General features: G+C 70.7%; 20 protein-coding genes and 1 riboswitch. Of the genes, 9 read left to right on the top strand and 11 right to left on the bottom strand.

Annotated features, from left to right (window positions below):
• Positions 1–98: 98 nt before the first annotated feature.
• From IE160_RS01545 to IE160_RS01535, 3 genes are all read right to left on the bottom strand, one after another.
• On the bottom strand, positions 99–1,010 hold the full coding sequence (locus IE160_RS01545) for a bifunctional methylenetetrahydrofolate dehydrogenase/methenyltetrahydrofolate cyclohydrolase (RefSeq protein ID WP_191151463.1): 912 nt from the start codon (positions 1,008–1,010) through the stop codon (positions 99–101).
• Between the two features lie 2 nt (positions 1,011–1,012).
• Positions 1,013–2,290 carry a serine hydroxymethyltransferase gene (gene glyA, locus IE160_RS01540; protein WP_191151462.1) on the bottom strand — a complete coding sequence of 426 codons (1,278 nt, stop codon included), beginning with the start codon at positions 2,288–2,290 and terminating at the stop codon, positions 1,013–1,015.
• A gap of 51 nt (positions 2,291–2,341) precedes the next feature.
• A riboswitch (ZMP/ZTP riboswitch) is annotated at positions 2,342–2,425 on the bottom strand.
• Between the two features lie 3 nt (positions 2,426–2,428).
• The gene (locus IE160_RS01535) at positions 2,429–3,721 is read right to left on the bottom strand and encodes an MFS transporter (RefSeq protein WP_191151461.1); all 1,293 of its coding nucleotides are present in this window, start codon (positions 3,719–3,721) and stop codon (positions 2,429–2,431) included.
• Between the two features lie 133 nt (positions 3,722–3,854).
• Between IE160_RS01535 and purU the strand changes: the two genes are divergently transcribed.
• From purU to IE160_RS01505, 6 genes are all read left to right on the top strand, one after another.
• Positions 3,855–4,712 carry a formyltetrahydrofolate deformylase gene (gene purU / locus IE160_RS01530; RefSeq protein WP_179873049.1) on the top strand — a complete coding sequence of 286 codons (858 nt, stop codon included), beginning with the start codon at positions 3,855–3,857 and terminating at the stop codon, positions 4,710–4,712.
• 28 nt (positions 4,713–4,740) lie between these two features.
• Positions 4,741–5,886, top strand: a complete 1,146-nt coding sequence (nagA, locus tag IE160_RS01525; protein WP_191151460.1) for an N-acetylglucosamine-6-phosphate deacetylase — start codon at positions 4,741–4,743, stop codon at positions 5,884–5,886.
• A 241-nt stretch (positions 5,887–6,127) separates the two neighbouring features.
• On the top strand, positions 6,128–6,562 hold the full coding sequence (locus IE160_RS01520) for an FMN-binding protein (RefSeq protein WP_191151459.1): 435 nt from the start codon (positions 6,128–6,130) through the stop codon (positions 6,560–6,562).
• A gap of 3 nt (positions 6,563–6,565) precedes the next feature.
• Positions 6,566–7,483 carry an FAD:protein FMN transferase gene (locus tag IE160_RS01515; protein WP_191151458.1) on the top strand — a complete coding sequence of 306 codons (918 nt, stop codon included), beginning with the start codon at positions 6,566–6,568 and terminating at the stop codon, positions 7,481–7,483.
• Positions 7,480–8,937 carry an FAD-dependent oxidoreductase gene (locus IE160_RS01510; RefSeq protein ID WP_191151457.1) on the top strand — a complete coding sequence of 486 codons (1,458 nt, stop codon included), beginning with the start codon at positions 7,480–7,482 and terminating at the stop codon, positions 8,935–8,937. The genes IE160_RS01515 and IE160_RS01510 overlap by 4 nt, the downstream gene beginning before the upstream one ends.
• 168 nt (positions 8,938–9,105) lie before the next feature.
• Positions 9,106–9,528, top strand: coding sequence for an Hsp20/alpha crystallin family protein (locus IE160_RS01505; protein WP_179873044.1), 423 nt, complete (start codon positions 9,106–9,108; stop codon positions 9,526–9,528).
• On the opposite strand, the gene IE160_RS01500 is transcribed toward IE160_RS01505, so the two are convergent.
• From IE160_RS01500 to IE160_RS01485, 4 genes are all read right to left on the bottom strand, one after another.
• Positions 9,525–11,468 carry a heavy metal translocating P-type ATPase gene (locus IE160_RS01500; protein WP_179873043.1) on the bottom strand — a complete coding sequence of 648 codons (1,944 nt, stop codon included), beginning with the start codon at positions 11,466–11,468 and terminating at the stop codon, positions 9,525–9,527. The genes IE160_RS01505 and IE160_RS01500 overlap by 4 nt on opposite strands.
• Positions 11,469–11,542: 74 nt before the next feature.
• Complete coding sequence (locus IE160_RS01495) at positions 11,543–11,974, bottom strand: hypothetical protein (RefSeq protein ID WP_191151456.1); 432 nt, start codon at positions 11,972–11,974, stop codon at positions 11,543–11,545.
• A complete protein-coding gene (locus tag IE160_RS01490) occupies positions 11,943–17,942 on the bottom strand; it encodes a beta strand repeat-containing protein (RefSeq protein ID WP_191151455.1) in 6,000 nt (1,999 codons plus the stop codon). The genes IE160_RS01495 and IE160_RS01490 overlap by 32 nt, the downstream gene beginning before the upstream one ends.
• Positions 17,943–18,216: 274 nt before the next feature.
• Entirely contained in the window at positions 18,217–19,431 is a 1,215-nt protein-coding gene (locus IE160_RS01485; RefSeq protein WP_179873041.1) for an NADP-dependent isocitrate dehydrogenase, read from the bottom strand.
• Positions 19,432–19,544: 113 nt separating this feature from the next.
• Here IE160_RS01485 and IE160_RS01480 point away from each other — a divergent pair, with 113 nt between their 5' ends.
• From IE160_RS01480 to IE160_RS01470, 3 genes are read left to right on the top strand one after another with little or no spacing between them, the layout of a single operon-like run.
• Complete coding sequence (locus IE160_RS01480; RefSeq protein ID WP_152582489.1) at positions 19,545–19,997, top strand: GNAT family N-acetyltransferase; 453 nt, start codon at positions 19,545–19,547, stop codon at positions 19,995–19,997.
• A 51-nt stretch (positions 19,998–20,048) separates the two neighbouring features.
• On the top strand, positions 20,049–20,432 hold the full coding sequence (locus IE160_RS01475; RefSeq protein WP_191151454.1) for a DUF4282 domain-containing protein: 384 nt from the start codon (positions 20,049–20,051) through the stop codon (positions 20,430–20,432).
• A gap of 19 nt (positions 20,433–20,451) precedes the next feature.
• The gene (locus IE160_RS01470; protein ID WP_191151453.1) at positions 20,452–20,814 is read left to right on the top strand and encodes an MGMT family protein; all 363 of its coding nucleotides are present in this window, start codon (positions 20,452–20,454) and stop codon (positions 20,812–20,814) included.
• A gap of 184 nt (positions 20,815–20,998) precedes the next feature.
• Here the strand turns inward: IE160_RS01470 and IE160_RS01465 are convergent, their stop codons facing one another.
• The 4 genes from IE160_RS01465 to ddaH all read right to left on the bottom strand — a co-directional run bounded on the left by IE160_RS01465 (position 20,999) and on the right by ddaH (position 26,791).
• Positions 20,999–21,301, bottom strand: a complete 303-nt coding sequence (locus IE160_RS01465) for a hypothetical protein (RefSeq protein ID WP_191151452.1) — start codon at positions 21,299–21,301, stop codon at positions 20,999–21,001.
• Positions 21,302–21,725: 424 nt separating this feature from the next.
• Positions 21,726–23,534: an ABC transporter ATP-binding protein gene (locus IE160_RS01460; RefSeq protein ID WP_191151451.1), complete on the bottom strand. Its 1,809-nt coding sequence runs from the start codon at positions 23,532–23,534 to the stop codon at positions 21,726–21,728.
• Complete coding sequence (locus IE160_RS01455; RefSeq protein ID WP_191151945.1) at positions 23,531–25,414, bottom strand: ABC transporter ATP-binding protein; 1,884 nt, start codon at positions 25,412–25,414, stop codon at positions 23,531–23,533. The genes IE160_RS01460 and IE160_RS01455 overlap by 4 nt, the downstream gene beginning before the upstream one ends.
• Before the next feature lie 180 nt (positions 25,415–25,594).
• Complete coding sequence (gene ddaH, locus IE160_RS01450) at positions 25,595–26,791, bottom strand: dimethylargininase (protein WP_191151450.1); 1,197 nt, start codon at positions 26,789–26,791, stop codon at positions 25,595–25,597.
• Between the last annotated feature and the right edge of the window lie 42 nt (positions 26,792–26,833).

Genomic DNA, 26,833 nt, shown 5'->3' with positions numbered 1-26,833 from the left:
CTGCTGCGGGCCCGATCCTGGCCAGAGCGGGAGAGCTACTCGCCCGATGTTCCTTGATTCGTGACGCCGGAGGGCGGCCGCTCGGGGCCGCGGGCAGGTCAGCCGGCGGCGCGCTCGGCGGTCTCGACGACGTTCGCGAGGAGGAGCGCGCGCGTCATGGGGCCGACGCCTCCGGGGTTCGGCGACACCCAGCCGGCGACGCTCGCCACATCGGCCGCCACGTCGCCCGCGATGCGCGAGCGACCCGACTCGGGGTCCTCGACGCGGGAGACGCCGACGTCGAGCACGATCGCCCCGGGCGAGACGTCGGCGGCGCTCACGATGCCGGGCACGCCGGCGGCCGCGACGATCACGTCGGCGCGACGAAGGTGCTCGGCGAGGTCGCGCGTGCCCGTGTGGGTGAGTGTCACGGTCGCGTTGTACTCCCGGCGCGTCAGGAGTGCGCCGAGCGACCGGCCGACGGTCACGCCGCGGCCGACGACGACGACATCCTTGCCCGCCCACGACAGCCCGTGGCGCTCGACGAGCTCGATGACGCCGCGCGGCGTGCACGGCAGGGGCGAGTCGATCTCGCGCGTGACGCGCAGCATGAGGCGCCCGAGGTTGGTGGGGTGCAGCCCATCGGCGTCCTTGTCGGGATGCACGCGCTCGAGAATCGCGTCGGTGTCGATGTGTGGCGGCAGCGGCAATTGCACGATGAAGCCCGTGACGGCGTCGTCGGCATTGAGCTCGTCGATGACGGCCTCGAGCTCGGCCTGCGTCGTCTCCACCGGCAGATCGCGGCGGATCGATGCGATGCCGACTTCGGCGCAGTCCTTGTGCTTGCCGCCGACGTACCAGCGGGAGCCTGGGTCGTCGCCGACGAGCACGGTCGCGAGCCCCGGCACGATGCCGCGGGTCGCGAGGTCGGCGACGCGCCCAGTCAGCTCGGACTTGATGGTCGCCGCGGTGGCGGTGCCGTCGAGAATGCGCGCCGACGAGTCGGCGCGGTCGCGCTCGTGCTCGGCCATGGCTACAGCCCCGGGTAGAGCGGGAACGCCTCGGTGAGCGCCTCGACGCGGCCGCGCAGCGCAGCGATGTCGGGGCTCGGCATGAGCGAGTGCGCGATGATGTCGGCGACCTCGCCGAACTGCTCCTCGGCGAAGCCGCGGGTCGCGAGGGCCGGAGTGCCGATGCGCACGCCGCTGGTGACCATCGGCGGGCGCGGGTCGAAGGGCACGCCGTTGCGGTTGACGGTGATGCCGACCTCGTGCAGCAGGTCTTCCGCCTGCTTGCCGTCGAGCGGCGAGGTGCGCAGGTCGACGAGCGCGAGGTGCACGTCGGTGCCCCCGGTGAGCACGTTGACGCCCGCGTCGATGGCATCCGGCTGGGTGAGGCGGTCGGCGAGAATGCGCGCACCCTGGATGGTGCGCTCCTGCCGCGACACGAACTCGGGGGTCGCGGCGAGCTTGAACGCCACAGCCTTGGCCGCGATGACGTGCATGAGCGGTCCGCCCTGCTGGCCGGGGAAGACGGCGGAGTTGAGCTTCTTGAACAGCGACTCGTCGTTGCTGAGGATGATGCCCGAGCGCGGGCCCGCGAGTGTCTTGTGCACGGTCGAGCTCACCACGTGGGCGTGGGGCAGCGGCGAGGGATGCAGGCCCGCGGCGACGAGACCGGCGAAGTGCGCCATGTCGACCCACAGCTTGGCGCCGACCTCGTCGGCGATGGCACGGAAGGCGGCGAAGTCGAGCTGGCGCGAGTACGCCGACCAGCCGGCGATGATGACGGTCGGCTTGACCTCGAGCGCCTTCGCGCGCACAGCATCCATGTCGATGAGCATCGTCTCTGGGTCGACGCCGTAGGCGGTGGCGTTGTAGACCTTGCCGGAGAAGTTGAGCTTCATGCCGTGCGTGAGGTGGCCGCCGTGGGCGAGCTCGAGGCCGAGGATCGTGTCGCCGGGCGTCGCGAGAGCGTGCAGCACGGCCGCGCTGGCCGAGGCGCCCGAGTGGGGCTGCACGTTGGCGAACTCGGCGCCGAACAGGCTCTTGGCGCGCTCGATGGCGAGGTTCTCGGCGATGTCGACGAACTCGCAGCCTCCGTAGTAGCGCTTGCCGGGGTACCCCTCGGCGTACTTGTTCGTGAGAACGGAGCCCTGGGCTTCGAGGATGGCGCGCGGAACGAAGTTCTCGCTCGCGATCATCTCGAGCGTGTGGCGCTGGCGACTCAGCTCCTGGTCGAGCACGGCGGCGATCTCGGGGTCCACCGTCTCGAGGGGCTCGTTGAAGGTCGAAGGCAGGGAATCAGACACGGTCGGCTCCTTGTACGCGGGCTCGGGGCACGCTGCCCCGGCGGGTGGTGTGCTGAGGGCCCAGGCGAACGGCCCCTCGCCGTGTCAGTCGCTTCCTGATGGTGACCCATCTGAACGCCAGTTGCGACGGCGACGAGTCTACCGCGGCTCTCGCCCATCGCGCTGAGAGTGATCGGGCAGCACGATCGACCCGGTGATGAGCGGCACGCTCGACTCGTCCGCCACGTCGTCATCGGCGACGGCGACGGGAGCACGGCGGGCGCGCACCAGGTCGACGACGACGAGCAGAGCGAGACCGAACCCGATGATCGCAGCCTGCACGAGCGCGAGGGCCGGCGTCGGCAGCACGACGAAGAGCGCACCGCCGATCGCGGCGCCGCCGCCGATGCCGATGTTGAACGCGGTCGTGAGCAGCGCGGCGCCCACGTCGCGCACGCGCGCCGACGCCGTATGCAGCAGGCGCGTCTGCAGGAGGGTCGGGATGCCGCCGAAGGCGGCGCCCCACACGAAGAGCAGCACGATGACGAGCAACGGCACTCCTGCCGAGAGGCCGACACCTGCCACCGACACGGCGACGACGCCGAGCATCCCGTACAGCCCCCCGCGGGGGAATCGAGACCCGAGGAATCCGGCGAGGACCAAGCCGATCGCCCCCGCGCCCCCGTAGACGAACAGGAGCGCGCCGACGCTCGCCTCCGCGAAGCCCGCCGAGTCGATGAGGAACGGGGCGATGTAGGTGTAGAAGACGTTCTGGCCGCCGACGACGATGAGCACGAGCAGGCAGATGAACAGCACGGCGGGGAACGTGGGATCGCGGCGGGCGGGCAGGGTGATCTCGCCCGTGGCGAGCGTCGGGCGGTGCTGCACAGCCGGCAGGAACCGCACGACGAGCACCAGCAGCACGAGCACGATCGCGGCGATGACGCCGAATGCGGCACGCCAGCCGAGGGCCGTGCCGAGCGCGGTGCCGGCCGGCACGCCGAGAACGAACGCCGCGGTGCCGCCACCGCTCGTGACCGCGACGGCCCGCGCGATCTGATGACGAGGAACGAGGTGGCCCGAGTAGGCGCCCGCGATCGCCCAGAACAGGCCGTGCGCGAGACCGCCGAGCACGCGGGCGACGACGAGGAGCGCGTAGTCGGGGGCGATCGCCGCGCCCACGTTCGCGATCGCGAAGAGCACGAGCACGGCCAGCAGCAGGTGCTTGCGCTCGAAGCGGCGGGTCAGGGCGGCCAACGGCGCCGTCGTGAGCACGACCGTGCCCGCGAAGATCGTGATGAGCAGCCCCACCTGGGCTTCGGAGACATCGAGGTCGGCGGCGATCTGCGGCAGCAGGCCGGTGGGCAGGAACTCGCTCGTGACCATGAAGAAGATCGCGGTGGAGAGGGTGAGCAGCCCGACCCAGGGGAACGGACGAGTGGGGTGAGTCATGTGAGTGGCAAGAGCTTTCGCGGTCGGCGCGACGGGCCGACTGTCCCGGGGCGCGCCCTGACGACGAGCCGCGCGCCACTCTACCCGCGTTGGATGACCACCTGCGGGCAGCGGCGACCGTAGGCTGAAGGGCGTGACAAGCCCCCTGAACCACTGGATCGTGACCATCGTCTGCGACGACCGGCCCGGCATCGTGCATGCCGTGACGGGCGCGATCGTCGAAGCGCAGGGCAACATCACCGAGCTGCAGCAGTTCTCGGGGCTCGAGAGCGGGCGCTTCTTCCTGCGCCTGCAGACCGAGACGGCGACCGACCACGAGGGGCTGCTCGCGGCACTGCAGCCGGTGATCGAGAACTACGGCATGGAGTGCCGCGTCGACCGCGTCGGTCGCCCCCTGCGCACGCTCGTGCTCGTCTCGAAGGCGGCGCACTGCCTCAACGATCTGCTGTTCCGCCAGCGCAGCGGGCAGCTACCTGTCGAGATTCCGCTCGTGCTCGGCAACCACCCCGACCTCGCCGAGCTCGCGAGCTTCTACGACGTCCCCTTCGAGTCGCGGCCGGTCACGACCGCCGACGAGAAGGCGGCGTTCGAGGAGCGCGTGCTGCGCGCGGTCGAGGAGCACGACATCGAGCTCGTCGTGCTCGCCCGCTACATGCAGATCCTCTCCCCCGAGCTGTGCGCCGCGCTCGAGGGACGCATCATCAACATCCACCACTCGTTCCTGCCGGGCTTCAAGGGTGCGAACCCGTACCGGCAGGCCCATCAACGGGGCGTGAAGCTCATCGGTGCGACGGCGCACTTCGTCACGAGCGACCTCGACGAGGGCCCCATCATCGAGCAGAACGTCGTGCGTGTCGACCACTCGCGGTCGCCGGCCGAGCTCGTCGCGATCGGGCAGGACGAGGAGAGCCGCACCCTCAGCCAGGCGGTCACGTGGTTCGCGGAGGACCGCGTGCTCCTCGACGGCCAGCGGACCATCATCTTCCAGTAGTCGCTCGCTCCCCACCCGAAGGGCTCGCATGACCACGACACTGCTCACCGGCGGCCGGCTGCTCGACGCCGAGGGGTCCCGGCACGGCTGGGTCCTCCTCGAGGGCGATCGCATCGCGGCGACCGGCCTGGCGGGTCAGGATGCACCGCCTCCCGCCGCGACCACGATCGACGTCGCCGGCCGCACGATCACGCCCGGGTTCATCGACCTCCACGGGCACGGCGGCGGCGGCGCCGCGTACGACAACGGGCCGGACGAGATTCGCCAGGCACTCGCGACGCACCGCGCCCACGGCACGACCCGCTCGGTCATCTCGCTCGTCGCCAACCCCCTCGACGACGTCGTCGCGAGCCTCGGGGTGGTCGCGGCGCTCACGGAGAGCGACCCGACCGTCGTCGGCGCGCACCTCGAGGGCCCGTTCCTCGCGATCGGCCGCCGGGGCGCGCACTCCCCCGAGTTCCTCCGCAACCCCGACGAGGCCACCGTTGCGACTCTGCTCGAGGCGGGTGACGGCTGCATCCGGCAGGTCACGATCGCCCCCGAGCTGCCCGGAGCGCTCGACGCGGTGCGGCAGTTCGTCGCGGCGGGCGTCGTCGTCGCGGTCGGGCACACCGAGGCCGACGAGTACCTCGCGCGGGCCGCCTTCGAGGCGGGGGCGACGCTCGTGACGCACATCTTCAACGCGATGCCGGGCATCCACCACCGCGACCCTGGACCGATCGTCGCAGGCTTCGACGACGACAGCGTGACCCTCGAACTCGTGCTCGACGGCGTGCACGTGCACCCCTCCGTCGCCCAGATGATCTTCCGCGCCGCTCCGCACCGGGTCGCGCTCGTGACCGACGCGATGGCGGCCGCGGGAGGGCAGGACGGCTACTACCAGCTCGGCTCGCTCAACGTCACCGTGCAGAACGGGCTCGCCGTGCTCAACGGCACGCAGACGATCGCCGGCTCGACTCTCACGCAGGATGTCGCGCTGCGCACGGCCGTGACCGTCGCCGGTATCGACGAGGCGCGCGCAGTCGAGGCGCTCACCCGCACGCCGGCGTGCGTGCTCGGCCGCGACCACGAGTGGGGCTCGCTCGCGGCGGGCTTCGCCGCCGACCTCGTCGTCCTCGATGACGACTGGCGCACCGAGCGCGTGTGGGCGAACGGGGTCGTCGTCGGCGGCTAGCCAGACTCGCACCGGCACGACTGTGCCGCCGCGAGGCAAGTGCGACCGCTCGTGCGAGCACACATGCCACGAACGGGCGCACTCTCGGGCTTTCGGGTATCGCGAAGCAATCGCTCGGCTCGACCACAGCGAATACTCACTGACGATGACCATGCTGGGAGCAGCACGCGATCGCTGAGGGCGTCGAGTCTCGACGGGCCCCTCGCGACGGCAGCCCGCCCCCGCCGCCACGAGGAGACCGATGACACGCACCACACACCCCGCAGCCCTGCCGATGTACGCGACCGCAGCGGGGCTCACCCTCCTCGGCACCCTCGCCGGGTGCGCTGATGCGGGCGCGACGGCCGGCGGCACGACCCCTGGCGACACCTCGGCGAGCTACGCCGACGGCAGCTACCAGGCCAACGGCACCTACACCTCACCCAACGGCAGCGAAAACATCATCGTCGCGGTCACGCTCGAGGACGACGTGGTGACCGAGGTCGAGGTGACGACCAACCCCAACAACCCGACGACCGAGTTCTACCAGTCGGCCTTCGCCGAGGGCATCGCCGCCGAGGCGGTCGGCGTCGACATCGACCTGCTCGACGTCACGCGCGTCTCCGGCTCCTCGCTCACGAGCGGCGGGTTCCGCGAGGCCATCGCGAGCATCAAGGCCGACGCGCTCGAGGGCTGAGACGTGGCGTCGAGCCGCTTCGACGCGATCGGGGTGCCATGGCGCCTCGACGTCAGCGGTGCGCACGGCGGCGAGCACGACGGTGAACACGGCGTTGAGGCCGACGGCGAACTCAGCGACGACGACCTCGCCGCCGTGCACGCGCGCATCGAGCGCTTCGACCGCGACTGGTCGCGCTTCCGCACCGACTCGCTCGTGAGCCGCATCGCGCGCGGGGCCGGCTCCTGGACCCTGCCCGAGGATGCTGCGCCGATGCTCGACCTCTACCGCGAGCTGCACGACCTCACCGACGGCAGGCTCAGCCCGCTCGCGGGCGCCTCGCTCGAGCAGCTCGGCTACGACGCGACCTACCGGCTCGAGCCGCGCGGCGCCCCGCGCGCTGCGCCGCGCTGGGGCGACGCCCTGAGCCTGCGCGAGACCGCGGCCGGGCTCGTGCTCGACTGCCCCGCCCCCGTGCTGCTCGACGTGGGCGCGGCCGGCAAGGGCTACCTCGTCGACCTCGTCGGCGACCTGCTGCAGGCCCGTGGCGCGATCGAGACCGTCGTGGATGCGAGCGGAGACCTGCGCTGCTGGGGCGAGCGCAGCATCCGTGTCGCTCTCGAGAACCCGGCCAACCCCGCGAAGGCGGTCGGCGTCGTCGAGGTGCGCGGCGCGGCCCTCTGCGGGTCGGCGTCGAACCGGCGCGCGTGGGGCGACGGCCTGCACCACATCGTCGACGCGACGACGGGCCGACCGGTCGGCGGAGTCATCGCGGCGTGGGCGATCGCCGAGACGGCGCTGCTCGCCGATGGGCTCGCGACGGCGCTCTTTCTCACCGAACCGGCGCGCCTGGCCGAGCGTTTCCCGTTCCAGTGGGTTCGATTGTTCGACGATGGCCGCCTCGAGGGCAGCCCCGACCTGTCAGGAGAGCTGTTCGCATGAGAGCGACGATCGATGCCGTCACCGGCCGCGTGAGCATGTACCGACTGGCGACCGCGAGCCTCGTCGTGGTGCTCGCTCTCGGTGTCGTCCTCGCGTTCCTCGACATCATCGGGCCCGACCCGCACGCGATCCTCGGCACCGCAGGGGTCGTGCTCGTCGCCACTCTCGGCGCAAACGAGGTCGCGGCACGACTCGCGCGCGTCGTGCCGCACCGGGAGTCGAGCGTCATCACAGCGCTCATCATCGTGTGCCTCGTGCCGCCGAGCCTCGCCACGATGGCGCTCGTGGGCGCCGCCGCCGCCGGCATCATCGCGGCGCTGTCGAAGTACCTCATCGTGTGGCGCGGGCGGCATCTGCTCAACCCTGCCGCGACGGGCGTGCTCGTCGCGAGCCTCGCCGGGCTCACGATCGGCGCGTGGTGGATCGCGACTCCCGCCATGCTGCCCGTCGTCGCCCTCGGCGCCCTCCTGCTGCTCGACCGCACGCGGCGCCTCGACGTCGGGCTCGTCGCGATCGTGCTCACGGTCGCGATCATCGGCACCCGCATCACCCTCACGGGCGCCGCGCCGCTCGACGCCTACAGCTCGGTGCTGCTGCTGTTCCCCATCGTCTTCCTCGCCGGGTTCATGCTCACCGAGCCGCTCACCCTGCCGCCGCGACGCTGGCAGCAGTGGCTCACCGCGGCGGTCGTCGCCGTGGTGTTCTCGGTGCCCTTCAGCCTCGGCCCGCTCTACACCTCCCCCGAGCTGGCCCTCGTCGTGGGCAACATCGTCGCCTTCGCTGTCTCGCGCCGCCCCGGTGTCTCGCTGCGCCTCATCGGCGCGGCGCCCCTCTCGCCGCACGCGACCGAGCTGCGCTTCGAGCCCTCGCGGCCGCTGCGCTTCGAGGCGGGCCAGTACCTTGAGCTGCACGTGCCGCACGGAGCCGACCAGAGGGGAATGCGCCGCAGCTTCACGATCGCGTCGGCCCCGAGCGATCCGATCGTGCGCCTCGGCATGCGGATGCCCGACCCGGGCTCCACGCTCAAGCGAACCCTGCGCGAGCTCAAGCCGGGGGCCCGCGTGGCGACCACGCTCATCGCCGGCGACTTCCTGCTGCCCCGCGACCGGAGCATCCCGCTGGTCCTGCTCGCGGGCGGCATCGGCGTGACGCCGTTCGCCAGTCAGCTCGCCGAGCTCACGGCCCGCGGCGAGCGGCGCGACGTCGTCGTGCTGGTCGTGCCGTCGAACCCCGGCGAGCTGCTCTACCGCGACGTTCTCGAGGCGGCGGGAGCGCGCGTCGTCGAGGTGCCGCTCGAGAGCCTGACGCGGGATGCCCTGCTCGAGCTCGTGCCCGACCTCGCTTCTCGGCGCGGGTACGTCTCGGGTGCCCCTGCAGTGGTCTCCGCGGGGCGTGCGGCCCTTCGTGCGGCGGGTGCGAAGCGCATGCAGACCGACTACTTCGTCGGGTACTGAGAACCTCGATTCACGGGTGAGAAGCCGCTCTCACCAGGACTTTCGCCGTGCGCGAACACTTGGCACTCTCCCTACTCGAGTGCTAATATCTCCTTACTTGAGTCACCCCGACTCAGGTTTACATCGACCACCCGCCACCCGGCGGGCGACGTGACAAGGAGTACCGCGATGACGATGTTCTTCGACCCGTTCCGCGAGCTCGACCGCGTTGCCTCGAGCATGCTCGACCAGCGCCAGAGCCCGCGCCTCATGCCCATGGACCTGTTCCGCGACGGCGACCACTACGTGCTCACCGCCGACCTCCCTGGTGTCGACCCCGGCACGGTCGATGTGGACGTGGATGGCCAGCTGCTCACGATCCGCGCTGAGCGCTCGGCCCGCACCGAAGAGGGCGTCCAGTGGCTCGCCCGCGAGCGCGGCACCGGCAGCTACCTGCGCCAGCTCACCCTCGGCAAAGACATCGACACCGAGAACATCTCGGCCCACTACGAGAACGGCGTGCTGAGCGTCATGATCCCCGTGGCCGAGAAGGCGAAGCCGCGCAAAATCGAGATTGCGATGGCCGGCGACCGCAAGAAGGTCTCCGCCTAGCGGGTGACGCCTCCGGGCGCGCTCCCGCGGGAGGGTGCCTCGACGGGCCTCGCATCCTCGGATGCGGGGCCCGTTCTCATGCCTCCGGCCCGATCGAGCCCCGGCAGCCGCGCCTCCCCCGCGCGCACGGCGCGCAGGGCGCCGAGGATCGCCACGAGGTCGACGACCTCCTGTAGGGCCGCGCCGGCGATCGCGGGCAGGAACCCGAACGCGGCGACGAGCATGAGCCCGACCGAGATGATGATGCCCATCCAGATGCTTTGCAAGGCGACGCGCACAGTGCGCTGCCCGATGCTCACGGCGCGGGCGACGCGGGCGACGTCGTCGAGCATGATGACGACGTCGGCCGACTCGGAGGCGGCCGTCGAGCCGCGCGCACCCATCGCGATGCCGACATCCGAGACCGCGAGAACAGGCGCGTCGTTGACGCCGTCGCCCACCATGACGACCGGACGCGGCTGGAGCTCGCGCACGATGCGCACCTTGTCCTCCGGGAGGCACTCCGCGTGCAGCTCGTCGATGCCGAGACCGGCGGCGATGGGGCGCGCGGTCGCTTCGACGTCGCCCGTCACCATGAGGGTGCGCCGGATGCCCAGCTCGCCCAGCACGCGCAGCGTCGCCGCGGCATCCGCCCGCACTTCGTCGCGCAGCACGACCGTGCCCGCGAACTCTCCATCGACCGCCACGTAGACGGCGGACTCGCCGCTCGGCAGCTCTCGCCGCTCCACGCCGACGGCGTGCTCGGCCACGAAGGCCGGCTTGCCCACGACGACAGCGAGGCCGTCGACGGTCGCGGTGACGCCGTGCGTGGCGACCTCGCGCGCATCCTCCGAGCTGCCGAGGGCCAGGCCGCGGTCGGTCGCGGCCTCGACGAGAGCTGCGGCGAGCACATGGGAGGAGTACCGCTCGGCCGAGCCGACGAGCCGTAGTAGGTCATCCTCATCGATACCACCGGCCGGGTGCACAGCGACGACCTGCGGATGCCCCTGCGTGAGAGTGCCCGTCTTGTCGAAGGCGACCGTGCGTGTGCGCGCGAGCCGCTCGAGCGCGGCAGCATTCTTGACGACGATGCCGTGCTTGGCAGCACTCGACATGCCGCCCATGAACGCGACGGGCGCGGCGATGAGCAGCGGGCACGGCGTCGCGACGACGAGCACTTCGGCGAAGCGCACGGGGTCGCCGCTGAGCGCCCAGGCGACGCCCGCGATGACGAGCGACACGATCGTGAAGGGCAGCGCGTAGCGGTCAGCGAGGCGCACGATGGGGGCGCGCGACTGGGAGGCCTCCTCCACGAGCGCGACGATGCGCTGGTACTGGCTGTCGGCGGCGCGTGCCGTTGCCACGATCTCGACCGCGTCGGCCCCGGCGAGCGAGCCGCTGAGCACGGCATCGCCGCGCTGCCGCTCGACGGGCATGCTCTCCCCCGTGAGAGAGGACTCGTCGAAGGTCGCGGCGGCACTCGCGAGCTCGCCATCGACGGGAACGACCTCGGAGGGGCGCACGAGTAGACGATCGCCCGGTGAGACGTCGTCGACCGCGACATCCTCGACGTCGCCCTCGGCGGAGAGGCGGTGAGCCTGCTGCGGCACCTTACCCAGCAACGATCGCAGCTCGCGCTGCGCACGGCCCGCCGCGACATCCTCGAGCGCCTCGCCGCCGGCGAGCATGATCACGATCACGAGGCTCGCCCAGTACTCGCCCACGACGACGGTGCTCACGATGGCCATGATCGCGAGCACATCGAGCCCGAACTGTCCGGAGAGCAGGCTGCGCACCATGCCGACGCCCTCTTTGAGGGCGACCCCGAGAGCGAAGATCGACACTCCCCAGCGGGCGATCGGCTCGAGGTCGGCGGCGAGGAGCGCGAGCCCCACGGCGCCGACGAGCACCGCGAGCCCGACGAGGGGGTAGCGCCGTGCCGCCGCGACAAGTCTCCGCATGATGACAGGTCTACGCCCCGGGAGGGCGCGGCGCCAGCAAGCCGAGGCTTGCCTCACCGACCCTCCCGGTGGCGTCAGGCCCGCGCGGCTGCGCTGTCGTCGGTACTGCCTCGCTGGCGACGACGCGCCAGCAGGAAGAAGAGCAGACCCGTCGCGAGCAGCAGTGCCAGGATCGCGAAGGCGATGACGATACCGGTCGAGGCTCCGCCATCGGTCTCCGTCGTCGCCTCGGTCGCGTCATCCGCGACGACCGCGGGCTCTGCCGCAGGCTCCTCGATCTCCTCGACCACGAGGATGCCGAGGGAGAGCTCGATCGGCTCGCCATCCGCGCCCGTGCCCGTCACGACGATCGTGTGCTCGCCTGGTCGGATGCTCGACGGCAGCGTCACGACCGTGCCAGCCGCGAGATCCGAGCCGACGGTCATGCTCGTCAGATAAGTGGGCGTCGAGTACGCCCAGATCTCGATCGAGCTGTCAGCCGCGAACCCGCCGACGTCGATGCTCACGTCGCCGCCCACGAACACGACGGGAGTGGTACCGCCGCTCGAGCCGGTTGAGGCGCCGCCCGACATCGGCTCGACGACGAGGGTTGCACCCTGGGTCGAGACCGTGAAGCGCTCGCCGTCGACCACGATCGTCGACTGCTGAGTCTCGCCATCGACGATCGCCGTCGATGTGCCGGGGTTCTGCGGCGTGGTCTGCGGCGACGAGGGGGTAGCGCCGTGCCGCCGCGACAAGTCTCCGCATGATGACAGGTCTACGCCCCGGGAGGGTCGGTGCCGGGGGCAGGGCCACGCCCGAGGTCACCGCGGACGCATCCCGGTAGCCGACACGGCTCGCCGTGACCGTCACCGCGGACGTCGCACCCGGGGCAAGACCGGCAACCGTGACCGTTGCGCCGCTGCGCGTGACGCTGCCGGCGTTGGTCGCGGCGAGCGTGTAGCTGATCTCGGCCGAGTAGTTCGTGATCGTGAAGGTGAAGCCTCTCGCCGAGCTCGTGGAGGACGAGAACGTCGGGGCCGTGCCGATGGCGAGGGCCGCTCCGGTCACCTCGGCCGTGGCATCCGTCTCACCCTCCTTCGTGAAGGCGATCGTGACGGTCGCCGACTCGCCGGGGGCGAGGCCCGTGACGACGATCGTCTCGCCTTCGAGCGCCACCGCTCCCGCGGAGGTCGTGACCTCGTAGGTCGCCTCGGCATCGAAGTCCTGAATCTCAGCGCGGAAGCCGTCGAGGGTGGGCTCAGGGGCCGCCGGGTCGATCGCGCCCTGACCGAGCGCCGACGAGGTGACGCTCGAGGGGGCGTCGGTGCGACCGGTAGCAACCGCGACGACCGTGACCGTCGCACTCTGCGCCGGGGCGAGTCCCGTGACCGTGATGGTCGTACCGCTGCGGACGATGGAGCCCGCCGTCGTGGAGACGAGGTAGTCCACGCCGTCCTGCGGGTTGTCGATCGTCGCGCTGAAGCCGTCCGGCGTGCGGTCGCCGAGTGACAGGGCGGGCGCGATGCCGGTGCCCAGTGCCGCGCTCGTCACCGAGGTCGACGCATCCACGTGAGCCGCGAGGGAAGCGGTCACCGTGAGGGTTGCCTCCTGCTCGGGGTCGAGACCCGTGACGACGATCACGCCGTCGCTGAGAGCCGCGACGCCCTCCGTCGAGGAGACGGAGTAGTCGACGCCGTCGACGGCGTCGACGAGCGGCACAGTGAAGCCGTCGGAGGTGCGCGTCACGTCTCCGAGCTGCGGGCTCGGTGCGGCGGGCAAGGCCTCGCCGGTCACCGTCGTGGGCGCGTCGGCGCGACCGGCGCGCTGGGCCGTGACCGTGAGCTCGGCGCTCTCCCCCGGGGCGAGGCCTGCGACCGTCACGGTCGTGCCGTCGAGGGTCGCGGTCGCCTCACCCGGCAGGGAGAACTCGTACACGGCGAGCGCGTCGAGGTTCTCGAGCTGCACGGTGAAACCGCCGTCGATCGAGACCGGCTCGCCGAGCACGGGCGCGACACCCGCCTCGAGCGACGTGCCGCTCGTGCTCGCCGACGCGGTCGTGTAGCCGTGGCGCACCGCCTCAACGGTGACCGTCGACTCGGCGTTCGCCGCGAGGCCGCTCACGGTGACGGTGGAGCCGCTCACACGTGCGCTCGCGCCGTTCGTCGCGCTCGCTCCGTACGTCGTGACCTCCGAGTAGTTGCTGATCGCGACCGTGAAACCGTCCGGCGTGCGCACCGGCGCTGCGAAGGTCGGCGCGACGCCGATGCCCGTGGGGCTCACGGCGGCGGACGGGGCGCTCGCGAGGCTCGTGCCCTGCGCGTTGACGGCGTAGACGATGAACGTGTACTCGGTGCCGTTCGTGAGCCCGGTGACGGTGGCCGACCGGTCGGTCGAGACTGGTTCGATGAAGCGCGTGTAGTCGCTGTCGCCGACGGCGCGGTACCAGACCGTGTAGTCGCTGACGGCGCTCGCGCCCGCCGCTCCCGCGGTCCAGGTGAGGGAGGCCTGCGCGTCACCGGCGACGGCGGTCACACCGCTCACCGAGCCGGGCTTGCCCGTGTAGACGACGGGCACGCGCGGCGTGGAGCGCGTGCTCGTGCCTGCCGCGTTGGTCGCGTCGATCGTGATGTAGTACGTCGTGCCGTTGGTCAGGCCCGTGATCGTGCAGCTCGTCGCGCCCGTCGTCGTGCACGTTCGCAGCTGGCTGCCCTGCGAGGCCGCCGACCAGGCGACGACCGTGTACTTCGTGATCGTCGAGCCGTTGGCGTTCGGCGCCTCCCAGCTCACGATCGCGGAGCCGCTCGCGGGCTCCGCCACGATCGTCGCCGAATCGGGCGTGCTGGGCAGGGCGAAGGGCGTGGCGGTGCGCGTGTTCGACGCCTCCCCGGCACCGGCGGCGCTCACCGCGCGCAACGCGACCGTGTACTCCGTGCCGTTGGCGAGGCCGGAGATCACGATGGGGCTCGACGTGCTGGCCGCGGGGCGCCACTCGCCCCCGTTGAGCTGGTACTCGTAGCCCGTGATGGAACGCGAGCCTGCAGCGCCCGGCGTGAAGGCTGCCGAGAGGAAGGTGTTGGCGGGAGTCACCGTGCCGAGCGTCGGGGCCGAGGGCTTCGCGAGCGGCAGCACCGACACGCGCGGCGCCGACGCAGGCCCCGTGCCCGCGGCGTTCTGCGCGACGACCGAGACGAAGTACGTCGTGTCGTTGCTCAGTCCCGTGATCTCGCAGGCGGTGCTCGCGCTCGAGCAGCTCGCGAGCGCGGTCGTCGAGCTCGCCGTGGCGAATGCGCTCGCGGTGTACTGCGTGATGCTGGCGCCGCCCGTGGAGGCCGGCACCGACCACGACACCGCGGCGAGAGCGTTGCCGGAGACGACGGCCACGCCGGTCGGGGCGCCCGGAACCGTGCGCGGGGTCGCGGAACGGGCATCCGAGACCGCACTCGGGCCGGAGACGTTGACGGCCCGCAGCTCGATCGTGGCCGGCTGCCCGTTGGTGAGCCCCGTGAGCACGAACGGCGAGGAGAGCGTGCCGGTCGAGACGAACGGCGCACCGTTCAGGCTGTACTGCAGGTCGAGAACCGGCGAGCCGCCGTCGTCGGCGACCGAGAAGGCCACCGAGACGGCGCCGTCGAGCGCCGTGAGCGACGTGACCGGCTGGGCCGGCACCGCACGCGGAGTCAGGATGCGCGGGGCCGACGCCGCACCGACGCCCGCAGCGCTCGCCGCGCGCACGATGACCGTGTAGTTCTCGCCGTTGACGAGTCGCGCATCCACGTCGGAGGAGAGAGAGGTGATCGAGAAGGGGCTCGAGTCGGCTCCCGCTGCGGCCCAGGTCGTGCCCGCGTCGGTCGAGTACTCCCAGCCTGTGACCTCGGTGCCGCCGTCGTCGGCGAGATCCACCGTGAGGGTGAGGGTGCGGTCGGTCGGCAGGTACGAGACGATCGTCGGCTGGCCGGGCACCGCCACGGGGGTCGCCGCGACGGGCTCGGACGAGGGTCCGTCGCCGACGGCGTTGACGGCACGCACGGTGACGAGGTACTCGGTGCCGTTGGTCAGCCCCGCGATCGAGAACGCGGTGCCCAGACCTCCGGTCGAGACCCATGCGCCGTCATCGACGCGGTACTCGTACGCGGTGATGGGCGAGCCGCCGTTGGAGGCCGCGTCGAACCGCACGCGCAGCTCCGTCGAGCCGGGCGTGATGCTCGCGATCGTCGGGGCGCTCGGAGTCGTGCGGGCGATGCCCTCGGCGACGCCGGAGGCGGTGCCGGGGCCCTGCGCGTTCACGGCGCGCACCTCGACGTAGTAGGTCGTGCCGTTCGTGAGCGGGGTCGTGCCGTCGCTCGAGAGGGTCGTGATGACGAGCGGGCTCTCGGTCGTACCCGCGTCGCGCGCTCGCCAGGTGGCGCCGCCGTCGGTCGAGTACTCGTAGGTCGTGATCGCCGACCCGCCGTCGGAGTCGGGGGCGGTGAACTGCGCGCTCAGGGTCGCGTCGGAGCCCGCGACGGTGTCGCCGACGATCGAGGGTGCTCCCGGCGTCGTGGCGGGTGTGCCGACGACAGCGGTCGAGGGAGTGCTCGCGCCGACAGCATTGACGGCACGCAGTCGCACGTCGTAGCTCGTTCCGTTGACGAGGCCCGTGATGGTCGCGGGGCTCGCGGTCGTGCCGAGGGGCGTCCATGCGCCGCCCGCCTCGAGCTGGTACTCGTAGGCGGTGACGACGGACCCCCCGTCGAAGACGGCGGGGAAGGCGACCTGCAGGGAGGTGTCGGCCGCCGTGATGCCGTCGATGACGGGCGCGTCGGGAGTCGACGGCGTCGTGACGGTGACGGGCGCCGACGGCGTGCCTGCTCCCGCGGAGTTGAGGGCGCGCAGCTCGACTACCGCGCTCGCGCCGTCGTCGAGGCCGACGATCGTGACGGGGCTCGTGGTGCCGGCATCGACCCAGCTGCCGCCGTCCACGCGGTACTCGTAGCCCGTGATGGTGCCACCGCCGCCGAAGCCTGGAGTGAACTCGATGCTCGCACCACCGATCATGGGGCTGACCGCGTCGATCGTCGGGGCTCCTGGCGTCGAGATGGCCATGCCCGAAACAGGGTCGGAGGCGGCTCCAGCGCCGATCGCGTTGACCCCGCGCACGCGCACGTCGTAGGTGGAGCCGTTGCTGAGGCCGCTGATGAGAAGAGGCGACTCGGCCTCGGCGGTCGCGACCCAGGGGCCGCCGTCGAGCTGATACTCGTAGCGCTCGATCGCGATGGGCGAGGAAGCCGCGTCGAACGCGACCGTGAGCGCAGCATCCCGCGAGATGACGGAGGTGATGGACGGCGCACCGGGCACGCCGCTCGCATAGACCGGGTCGGAGGCGGCCGAGGGCGCGCTCGTGCCGAACGAGTTGACGGCCGCGACCCGGAAGATGTACGCCGTGCCGTTGGTCAGGCCCGTGACAGTGGCGGTGGTTGCGGTCGACTCGCCCTCCTCGACGATCTGCCAGTCGGGCGTCGCCGAGTCCTCGGCGTAGGCGATGACGTAGTCGGTGATGCTCGCGCCGCCCTCGTTGGCGGGCGCCGTCCAGCTGAGGGCGATCTGCTCGTCGCCCGTGGCGCCGATGACGCTCGTCGGCGCGTCGGCCGAACCGGTCGAGTAGGTGAGCGAGACGGAGCCGTGCCCGTTGTTGCCCGAGAAGTAGACGTACGTGGCACTGAGGCTCGCGAGGCCCGCGGTCGAGTTCGCGCCAGGAAAGCCGCCGTAGCCGAGCCACTCGGTGTCGGCGCCGATGCCGAACTCGATCGAGCCGGAGGAGCCGCCCGCGGCGCCACCGCCGCCCGCGCCGGAGCCGCCGCCGTCGCAGCGGGTCGTGCAGATGTCTTGCACGTTGAGGCCGTCCTGGCCGATGCCCGTGGTCATGTCGGTGCGCGGTGCGTGCGAGGCCTCGGCCTGTCGGCCGACGAGCGAGTAGTACTGGCCGCTGCCGCCGCCACCCCCTGCGCCGCCCGCCACGATCGTCTCGGTGCCCGTGAGCAGCACGGTGGCCGCGCCACCGCCGCCACCGCCGCCCGAGCTTCCCTGTCCGCCAGGCATACCGCCGCGACCACCGGCGTATCCGGTGAGCGGGCTCTGGCCCGCCGCCGCGCGCGTCTGACTCGACGTGCTGCTGTTGCCCGTCGCACCGCCGCCGCCGACAGCGATCGTGAGCACCTGGCCGGGAGTGACGGCGATCGTGCCGGTCACCTGACCCTTGTAGCCGCCCGGGATGGGCTCGCCCTGCGAGTCGCGGCCGCCGCGGCCGCCCTCGGCGCCAGTGATGACAGTGGAGAGCTGCGTGACCCCGGCCGGCACCGTGAAGGTCTGAACGGCGCCCGTGTAGCTGAAGGTCTGCGTGACGGCGGAGGGCGCCGCCGTTGCGGGTGCCGTCGGCATCGAGATCGCGGCCGCCGTGATGACGGCGGTCGTCAGCAGTGCTGCCAGTGCGCGGTGTGCAACGTGCGAGATCGACACGGTGAATCCCCCCAGGGCCCGATTCCCCCCAGCGCCGAGCGGGGGCTCGGTCGGGTTGCGGCGCTCGGGCGTGACGCCGCTTCACCATCCTGAGGGACGGCGAGCGGGGGCGAAAGAGGTTCACCTCCCCCCATCCGGGGGCGGAGGGCGCCCCATTCCGGGGGGTCGGGGCTCCGCGGGTGCCGCGGGGAGGTGCGCCGAGACGACGGATACCCGTGGCACTCGGCCACGGGCATCCGGTCAGCGGTTCTGCCTCACGCGGCAGCGACGGTGTCTACGCGAGTCGCGAGGCGAGGTTCTCGTCGAGGGCTGCGAGGAAGTCCTCCGTCGTGAGGTAGGCCTGGTCGTCGCTCACGAGCAGCGCGAGGTCCTTCGTCATCTTGCCGCTCTCGACGGTCGTGATGACGACGTCCTCGAGGGTCTCGGCGAAGGTGATGAGCTCCTGGTTGCCGTCGAGCTTGCCTCGGTGCATGAGGCCACGGGTCCACGCGAAGATCGATGCGATGGGGTTCGTCGACGTGGGCTTGCCCTGCTGGTGCTGGCGGTAGTGGCGCGTGACGGTGCCGTGCGCGGCCTCGGCTTCGACGATCTTGCCGTCCGGGGTCGTGAGCACGCTCGTCATGAGGCCGAGCGAGCCGAAGCCCTGCGCGACGGTGTCTGACTGCACGTCGCCGTCGTAGTTCTTGCAGGCCCAGACGTATCCGCCCTCCCACTTCATGGCGGAGGCGACCATGTCGTCGATGAGGCGGTGCTCGTAGGTGATGCCGGCAGCCTCGAACTTGTCCTTGAACTCGTTCTCGTAGACCTCCTGGAAGAGGTCCTTGAAGCGGCCGTCGTAAGCCTTGAGGATCGTGTTCTTCGTCGAGAGGTACACGGGGTACTGGCGCGAGAGCCCGTAGTTGAGCGAGGCGCGAGCGAAGTCGATGATCGAGGCGTCGAGGTTGTACTGCACCTGGGCGATGCCGTCGCCGGGCGACTGGTAGACCTCGAACTTCTGAGGCTCGGAGCCGTCCTCGGGCGTGAACTCGACCGTGAGCGTGCCCTTGCCCTTGAAGAGGAAGTCGGTGGCGCGGTACTGGTCGCCGAACGCGTGGCGGCCGATGATGATGGGCTTGTTCCAGCCGGGCACCAGTCGCGGAATGTTGCTGATGATGATCGGCTCGCGGAAGATGACGCCGCCGAGGATGTTGCGAATGGTGCCGTTGGGGCTGCGCCACATCTTCTTGAGGCCGAACTCTTCGACGCGCGCCTCGTCGGGCGTGATCGTGGCGCACTTGACGCCGACGCCGTGCTTCTGGATCGCGTGCGCCGCATCGACCGTGACCTGGTCGTCGGTCTCGTCGCGGTGCTGGATGCCGAGGTCGTAGTACTCGAGCGTCACATCGAGGTAGGGGTGGATGAGGCGGTCCTTGATGAACTGCCAGATGATGCGGGTCATCTCGTCGCCGTCGAGTTCGACGACGGTGCCCTCGACCTTGATCTTCTGCACGGGGGTTCCTCTCTTCGGTGGCAGAAGCCAGCCTAGCGGCTGAGCGAGATATCTCGACATCGAGATACCGAAGTCTGACCCTCGTGCGGGGGCCACGCGCTACTGTGGAGCGCATGGGGAACTTGCGAGTCGAAGAGCTGTCGGCGAAGACGATTGTGGCCGCGAACGGCCTCACCCTGCTGCCGGGCCAGGAGCAGTACATCACCCCGGTCTCCTACTCGGCCGCCGACGCCTACGTCGACCCGAGCACCACGTGGGCGCGCGTCGTCCTCGACGGCGACGAGGTCGTCGGCTTCATCCGCGGCAACTTCGACGCCGACAACCCGAAGCCGGAGTTCCGCAGCTGCGTCTGGCGCGTCAACGTGGATGCCACGGCTCAGGGCCGCGGCATCGGCAAGTTCGCCGTGCACGCCCTCGCGGAGGAGGCCCGCCAGCGCGGCTTCGACCGCCTCACCGTCATCTGGGAGTCGGGCGACGACGGGCCCGGAGAGTTCTTCCGTCGCATCGGCTTCACCGAGGTCGGCGAGACGGAGTACGGCGAGAAGATCGGCGAGCTCACCGTCTGACGGCGGCCCGCGCCCTTCCGCACCGCTGAGCGGCTCGCTAGGGTCGAGTTCATGTCAGATTCCGCGCCCCAGTCCATGCCCGCTCCCGCCCCCGGCTCCGGCCCTGCCGGCGCCATCAAGAGCTTCTTCAAGGCTCTGTTCGACTTCTCCTTCAAGAGCTTCGTCTCCCGCCGCCTCGCCGGCATCTTCTACGCCGTCGCCCTGGCGCTGACGGCGCTCGGTGGCATTATCTGGTTCTTCACGCTCATCGCGGGCGGCATCGCCACGCTCGCCAGCGGCAGCGATGGCGCGTTCTTCGGCGTGCTCATCATCCTCGGCGCGTTCATCATTGTGCCGCTGGGCTTGTTCGTCGCCGTGCTGCTGCTGCGCGTGTGGATCGAGGCGATTGTGGCCCTCATCGCCGTCGCCGAGAACACCGCGAGCCTGCGCAAGTAGCCGCGGCCCGGTCGCGCGCGTGAGCGAGCACGACCCGACGGCGCTCGAGGGCGAGCCGCTCGACTTCGCCGGGGCCGTGCTCGCCGTCGTCGACGACATCCCGCCGGGCCGCGTCATGACCTACGGCGACGTCGCCGCCGAGCTCGGCTCGCGCGGCGCCCGCGCCGTCGGCCGCGTCATGGCGATAGAGGGCGGCTCGGTGCCGTGGTGGCGCGTCGTGCGCGCCGACGGCAGACCCCCTTCCGGCCACGAGGATGCTGCGCTCAAGCACTACCGCGCCGAGCACACTCCCCTGCGCTGGGTCGTGCAGCCGCACGAGCCCGAGTACGTCGAGGCCCTCGCCTACCGGCTCGACCTCGGAGTCGCCAGCCACCGCCCTTGAGCATCACCGCGTACTCGGAGACCTGGACCGGAGACGCCGAGAACAAGCAAGCAACACGGCTCCCCGTCATCTTCCGACGACGTTTGACGTCGACTGGCGATCGCGACGACATCGTCTCGGAACTCCTTGCGATGGCGCTTGGACACGGTGGTCATGTTTCCAGAAGAGACCGAATCACCGCAGGTTATGAGTCGCCAACACCTTCAGCAGTCCCGACCGTGTATTCGGACACCTGGTCCCCAGCATCCAGAACCAGACCCGACACGTCAGCCGCCGCCGTGTGCGCGTAGCGGGTCGTGTCCGGTGTCTCGCCGGGGGTGGTGACGGTGCGGGCCTCGATGCGGTTAGTCACATCGCGGGTATAGGCGATCAGGGTGGAAGTGTCATCGCCGTGACCGATCGACGTCGATAGGTGACGGTTCGCCATATCGAACTCGAGCGTCTGGTCGGCCAGAGTCGTCGTGTTGCCGTGCGCGTCATGCGCCAACTGATTCGGCCTGGGTTTAGTGCCTACCCGGTTTCCTGTCCGGCGATCGCCGGCAAGGATGGTTCTTGGTCAGAGTGGTACGCCTGCTCGACCTCCATCGGGGTGAGGTAGTCGAGCTCACCGTTGAGACGGAGGGGCTGCTGAAGGTGCAGGTGACCGTTTCCCGCTCGGCAGCGTCGCGACCTGCGGCGACGTCGCCGCCGGGCTCGGCTCGCGGGTCGCCCGCGCCGTCGGCGTGCTGCACCCCCGGGTCGACCGCCACCGCCCCGCGTGATGCGCCCTCGTCACCGCGCGCCAATCTCGCGGAGCCCGGGAACCGCGCACTAGGGCACTTCGCGCCGCCGTTTGTGACGAACGTCGCCGAACGTTTCGCGCGTCTTGTCACAAACGGCGGCGTTGGACCGCGCGTTGAGCGCGAGCCGGCCTACACGAGAGAGTCGCGCCAGGCGGCGTGCAGCTGCGCGAATTTGCCCGTGCCGGCGATGAGCTCGGCGGGCGTGCCGTCCTCCACGATGCGACCGTGCTCCATGACGAGCACGCGGTCGGCGATCGCGACCGTCGACAGTCGGTGCGCGATGATGACCGCCGTGCGGTCGCTCAACAGGGTGTTGAGCGCTTGCTGCACGAGCCGCTCGCTCGGGATGTCGAGCGAGGCTGTCGCCTCGTCGAGGATGAGCACGACCGGGTCGGCGAGGAACGCGCGCGCGAACGAGATCAGCTGACGCTGGCCGGCCGAGACGCGACCACCGCGCTTGTTGACGTCGGTGTCGTAGCCGTGGGGCAGCGACTCGATGAAGTCGTGCGCACCCACGGCCTTCGCCGCATCAATGATCTCGTCCCGCGTAGCCTGCGGGTTGCCCAGGGCGATGTTGTCGGCGACCGTGCCCGAGAACAGGTAGGCCTCCTGCGTGACCATGACGATCGCGCGCCGCAGATCCTTCGGGTGCAGCTTGCGCAGGTCGACGCCGTCGAGCGTCACCGCGCCTTCCGTGGGGTCGTAGAAGCGCGCGATGAGCTTCGCGAGCGTCGACTTGCCCGCGCCCGTCGTGCCGACGAGCGCGATCGTCTGCCCGGCCGGGATCTCGAGCTCGAGATCCGGCAGCACGACCTCGTCCTGCGTGTACTGGAAGCGCACGCGGTCGAAGTGCACGGTGCCGCGCGCCTTCCACAGGTCGATGGGTGTCGTCGGGTCGGCGACCGAGGGCGTCTCCTCGAGCACGCCCGAGATCTTCTCGAGCGCGGCCGCCGCGCCCTGGTAGGAGTTGTAGAACATCGCCATCTCCTCCGCCGGGTCGAAGAACCGGCGGGTGTAGAGCACGATCGCGAGCAGCGCGCCGATCTCGAGCGCGCCGTCGACGATGCGGAATCCGCCGACGACGAGCACGGCGGCGACCGTCACATTGCCGATGAGGACGAGGCCCGGGTCGAAGATGCCGAACAGGCGGATGACGCGCGCGTTGGCGTGCCGGTACTCCTCGACGTGGTCGCCGAACTGCACCGCGTTGCGCGGCTCCTTGCGGAACGCCTTCACCGCCCGGATGCCCGTCATCGTCTCGACGAAGTGCACGATGAGGCGCGCCGAGGCGACCCGGGTGTACCGGAAGAGCTTCTGCGAGCGCACCTGGAACCAGCGCGTGAGCAGCAGGAGCGGCACGAGAGACACAGCCAGGACGAGACCCGAGGTCGGGTCGAGCAGCACGAGTGCGGCGGCCGTGAAACTCATGTAGAGCATCCCGGAGACCAGCTGGTTGAGCCCAGAATCCAGCAGCTCGCGAATCGAGTCGAGGTCGCTCGTCTGCCGCGCGATGATGCGGCCCGAGGTGTACGACTCGTGGAACTCGAGCGACAGGCGTTGCGTGTGCAGGAACACGCGCTTGCGCAGATCGAGCAGGATCGCCTGGCTGAGGCGCGCCGACATGACCTGGTAGAGCGCGATGAACGCCGCACCCGAGATGCCCGTCAGCAGGTACGCGCCGACGATGAGGCCGATCGGCATCCAGTCGTTCTCGTCGAGCAACGCCGGCAGACCGGTGTCGATGCCGTACGCGATGAGCGCGGGGCCGGCCACCTGCAGCGCCGTCGAGAGGACGATCACGAACATCGTGAGGATGACGCGCGCACGCACCGGGCGCACGAGCGAGCCGAGCAGCCGCAGCGAGCGAGCCCGCATCTGGCGAGACTCGCCGCGCGTGAAGTCGTCGCGCTCCTCGCCCTCGACGCCGACGACGCTCATCGGATTCCCTCCCCGTCCTGGTCGATGACTCTGCTCTCGCGGTCGATCGCGTCCTGGCGCCGACCCTGCTCCTCGGCGAGACGCAGGTCGCGCTCGGCGCGCTCCTCGGCCGCGAGCTCCTCGTCCTCGAGGGACGAGATCACGTAGCGGTAGTGCTCGTTGCGCTGCAGCAGCTCGGAGTGCGTGCCGACGTCGGTGATGCGCCCCTCCTGCAGGAGGGCGACGCGGTCGGCCATCTGCACGGTCGACGGGCGGTGGGCGACGATGAGGCCCGTCGTCTTCGCGAGGACGCGGCGCAAGGCCGCCTCCACCAGGGCTTCGGTGTCGACGTCGAGAGCGCTCAGCGGGTCGTCGAGCACGAGCACGGCCGGGTCGGCCGCGACGGCGCGCGCGAGCGCGAGCCGCTGACGCTGACCGCCCGAGAGACTCAGGCCCTCCTCCCCCACCAAGGTGTCGAGGCCGTTCGGCAGGTCGTAGGTGAAGCCCGCCTGCGCGATCTCGATCGCCTCGGTGAGCACCCGCTCGGCCTCGCGTGCGGCGGCCGGGTCGTCGCTCTCGGTGAGGTCGGGGCGGCCGAGCAGAACGTTGTCGCGCACGCTCGCCGAGAACAGCGTTGCGTCCTCGAACGCCATCGCGACGTGGCGGCGCAGCTCTTCGCGCGTGAGGTCGCGAATGTCGACGTCACCGAGCAGGATCCGCCCTCCCGTGACGTCGTAGAGCCTCGTCGCGAGTGCCGTGAGCGTGGTCTTGCCGCTGCCCGTGATGCCGACGAGCGCCATGGTCTCGCCCGGCTCGAGAGTGAGGGTGATGCCGTCGAGCGTTCCGGGAAGGTCGGCGGGAGCATCCTGATAGCGGAATTCCACGTTCTCGAACGTCATGCGCCCCGTGGGCTTCTCGAGCGTGCGCGGCGCCTCCGGGTCGGTGATCGTGTTGACCTCGTCCATGACCTCGAAGAAGCGGTCGGTGGCCGTGCGCGCGTCGAAGGTCATCGACAGCAGGAATCCGATCGACTCGATCGGGAAGCGCAGCACCGTCGCCGTCGCGAAGAACGCGAACAGCTCGCCCACGCTCAGCTCTCCGGCGGCGGCGAGCGCCACTCCGCCCAGCAGGCACAGCGCGAAGGCGACGTCGGGGATGAGCACGAGCCAGAACCAGATGCCGGCGATCGCCTTGGCCTTCTCGATCTCGGTGCCGCGCAGCAGCTCGGCCTGATCGGCGAACTTGAGCAGCGAATGCTTGCCGCGCCCGAACGCCTTGAGCACGCGGATGCCGTGCACGCTCTCCTCGACCGCCGTCGCGAGGTCGCCCTGCTGGTCCTGCGCGCGCCGCGCGATGATCGAGTACTTCTTCTCGAACAGGTAGCCGTACACCCAGAGGGGGACGCTCATCGCGAGGAACAGCAGGCCCAGCCACAGGCTCCAGCTCAGCAGCACCGCGAAGCCGATGAGGATCGTGACCGTGTTGACGATGAGCAGCACGAAGCCGAAGGAGAGCCAGCGGCGGATGAGGTTGAGGTCGCTCACCGCGCGGCTCAGCAGCTGCCCCGACTGCCAGCGGTCGTGGAACGCGACGGGCAAGTCCTGCAGCTGCGCGTAGAGGCCGTTGCGCATGCGCGCCTCGATGTGCGTGCCGGGCGTGAGCACGAACCAGCGGCGCAGCATGATGAAGACGGCTTCGAGGAACCCCAGGGCGAGCACGAGCAGGCCGGCCGGCCAGATCTGCGAGGCGTCGCCCGTGCGCAGTGGCCCGTCGACGAGGCCCTGCAGCACGATCGGGATGATGAGGGTCACGACTCCCGCGGCGAGCGCCGCGCCCATGCCCGCGTAGATCCACTTCATGGCCGGCTTCGCGTACGGGTAGATGCGCGCGATCGCCCGCATGGTGTTCAGGCGGGGCGGGGCGGGCGTGGTCGTCGACACGGTGGATCCTCGAGTGAGCGCGGCGACCGCTTGTGGCGGTCGCACAGTGGTGATGGTGCCGCAGAGGCTCGGTGGTGGTCGAGCGCGCAGCCTTACAGACTATCCCTCAGCGGGCGGGCGCAGAAACGCGAGAGCGGATCGTTACCGCACGAGCACGCTCAGGCACGTGACGCAGCCCTCGAGCTTCTCGAACTCGGAGATGTCGACCGTGATCACGCGGTAGCCGAGCGAGCGGATCAGCTCGGCGGAATGCGGTGCACTCGCCGCCATGAGCACCGTGTGGTCGTCGAGGACGACGACGTGTCCGCCTTCCGGCTCGGGCATGGGCAGGAACGAGCGGAACATAGACACGTCATCCACCAGATCGGGATGCCCGATCACCGTGCCGTCGGGCAGCGCCGTCACGGCGCTCTTGAGGTGCAGCACCTTCGACACGGGCACCGCGACGACGCCGAGCCCGTGCCGCGCGGCGATGACGCGCAGCTGGCGGATGCCCTCCGCGTTCGTGCGGCCGCCCCGGCCGACGTAGAGGGTGTCGCCGACCGCGAGCACGTCGCCGCCGTCGAGCGTGCCGGGCTCGACGATGCGCTCGAGGCGCAGACCCAGCTCGCGCGCGGTCTGCTCGGCCGCCGCGGTCTCCGGCTGCCGCTCCACAGCGCCGGGCCGTGTGACGACCGCGGTACCGGCGATGACGACGAGGGCGTCCTCGACGAAGACGCTGTCGGGCAGCTCATCGGCGGGAGGCACGTCGACGAGGGTGAAGCCCTCCGCCCGCAGTGCCTCCACGTATCCCTCCCACTGCGCGTCGGCCAGGTCGACGTCGACCTCCACGCGGTCCTGGTGCGTGAGCAGCCCCTCGGCCAGGCGCGGTGACGGCATGCGGACGAGCGCGAGGCGGCGCGCGGCCGTGGCAGAGGCATCCCGCGTCGTCATGATGCGACGGCCGATCGTCATGACCGCGAGCACGGCGATGACCTGGTACAGCAGGTTGAAGCCGAGCACGCTCAGCCACAGGTAGTCGATGAGCTCTTGCGTGATCGGGTTGCCGGCGACGACGAGCGCGAGCAGCGCGCCGAACCACGACGAGAGCAGCGCCGCGAGGATGCCCGTGCCGAGCGCGACCGCCCAGTGCCGGTAGATCGGGGCGAGGCCCGCGAGGGCGAGGAACACGAAGAGCAGGATCGACGAGAAGCCGAAGATGCCGTTCACCTGCGTGAGCACCTCGAGGGTCGCGCCGTTGATCGCGGCGAACAGCACGATCGTCACCAGGTGGGTCGTGAGGGCGACCGCGAGGGCGGTGAGGGTCGAGTCGAGCAGGCGGCGCAGCATCGGGGTCATGCGTGCCACGCTATCGCCCGCGCGACCGTGCTGAGACCGTGC

This window comes from Chryseoglobus sp. 28M-23 (genome assembly GCF_014789785.1).
GTDB classification, from domain to species: domain Bacteria; phylum Actinomycetota; class Actinomycetes; order Actinomycetales; family Microbacteriaceae; genus Microcella; species Microcella indica.
Note: the sequence above shows the minus strand (reverse complement) of the source record. Positions and strands in the feature narration are given on the sequence as shown.

Coding starts and splice junctions, on each gene's coding strand:
- IE160_RS01545 (WP_191151463.1), bottom strand. CDS start 1,010: ATGGCCGAGCACGAGCGCGACCGCGCCGACTCGTCGGCGCGCATTCTC.
- IE160_RS01535 (WP_191151461.1), bottom strand. CDS start 3,721: ATGACTCACCCCACTCGTCCGTTCCCCTGGGTCGGGCTGCTCACCCTC.
- nagA (WP_191151460.1), top strand. CDS start 4,741: ATGACCACGACACTGCTCACCGGCGGCCGGCTGCTCGACGCCGAGGGG.
- IE160_RS01520 (WP_191151459.1), top strand. CDS start 6,128: ATGACACGCACCACACACCCCGCAGCCCTGCCGATGTACGCGACCGCA.
- IE160_RS01510 (WP_191151457.1), top strand. CDS start 7,480: ATGAGAGCGACGATCGATGCCGTCACCGGCCGCGTGAGCATGTACCGA.
- IE160_RS01505 (WP_179873044.1), top strand. CDS start 9,106: ATGACGATGTTCTTCGACCCGTTCCGCGAGCTCGACCGCGTTGCCTCG.
- IE160_RS01500 (WP_179873043.1), bottom strand. CDS start 11,468: ATGCGGAGACTTGTCGCGGCGGCACGGCGCTACCCCCTCGTCGGGCTC.
- IE160_RS01480 (WP_152582489.1), top strand. CDS start 19,545: ATGGGGAACTTGCGAGTCGAAGAGCTGTCGGCGAAGACGATTGTGGCC.
- IE160_RS01475 (WP_191151454.1), top strand. CDS start 20,049: ATGTCAGATTCCGCGCCCCAGTCCATGCCCGCTCCCGCCCCCGGCTCC.
- IE160_RS01460 (WP_191151451.1), bottom strand. CDS start 23,534: ATGAGCGTCGTCGGCGTCGAGGGCGAGGAGCGCGACGACTTCACGCGC.
- IE160_RS01455 (WP_191151945.1), bottom strand. CDS start 25,414: ATGCGGGCGATCGCGCGCATCTACCCGTACGCGAAGCCGGCCATGAAG.
- ddaH (WP_191151450.1), bottom strand. CDS start 26,791: ATGACCCCGATGCTGCGCCGCCTGCTCGACTCGACCCTCACCGCCCTC.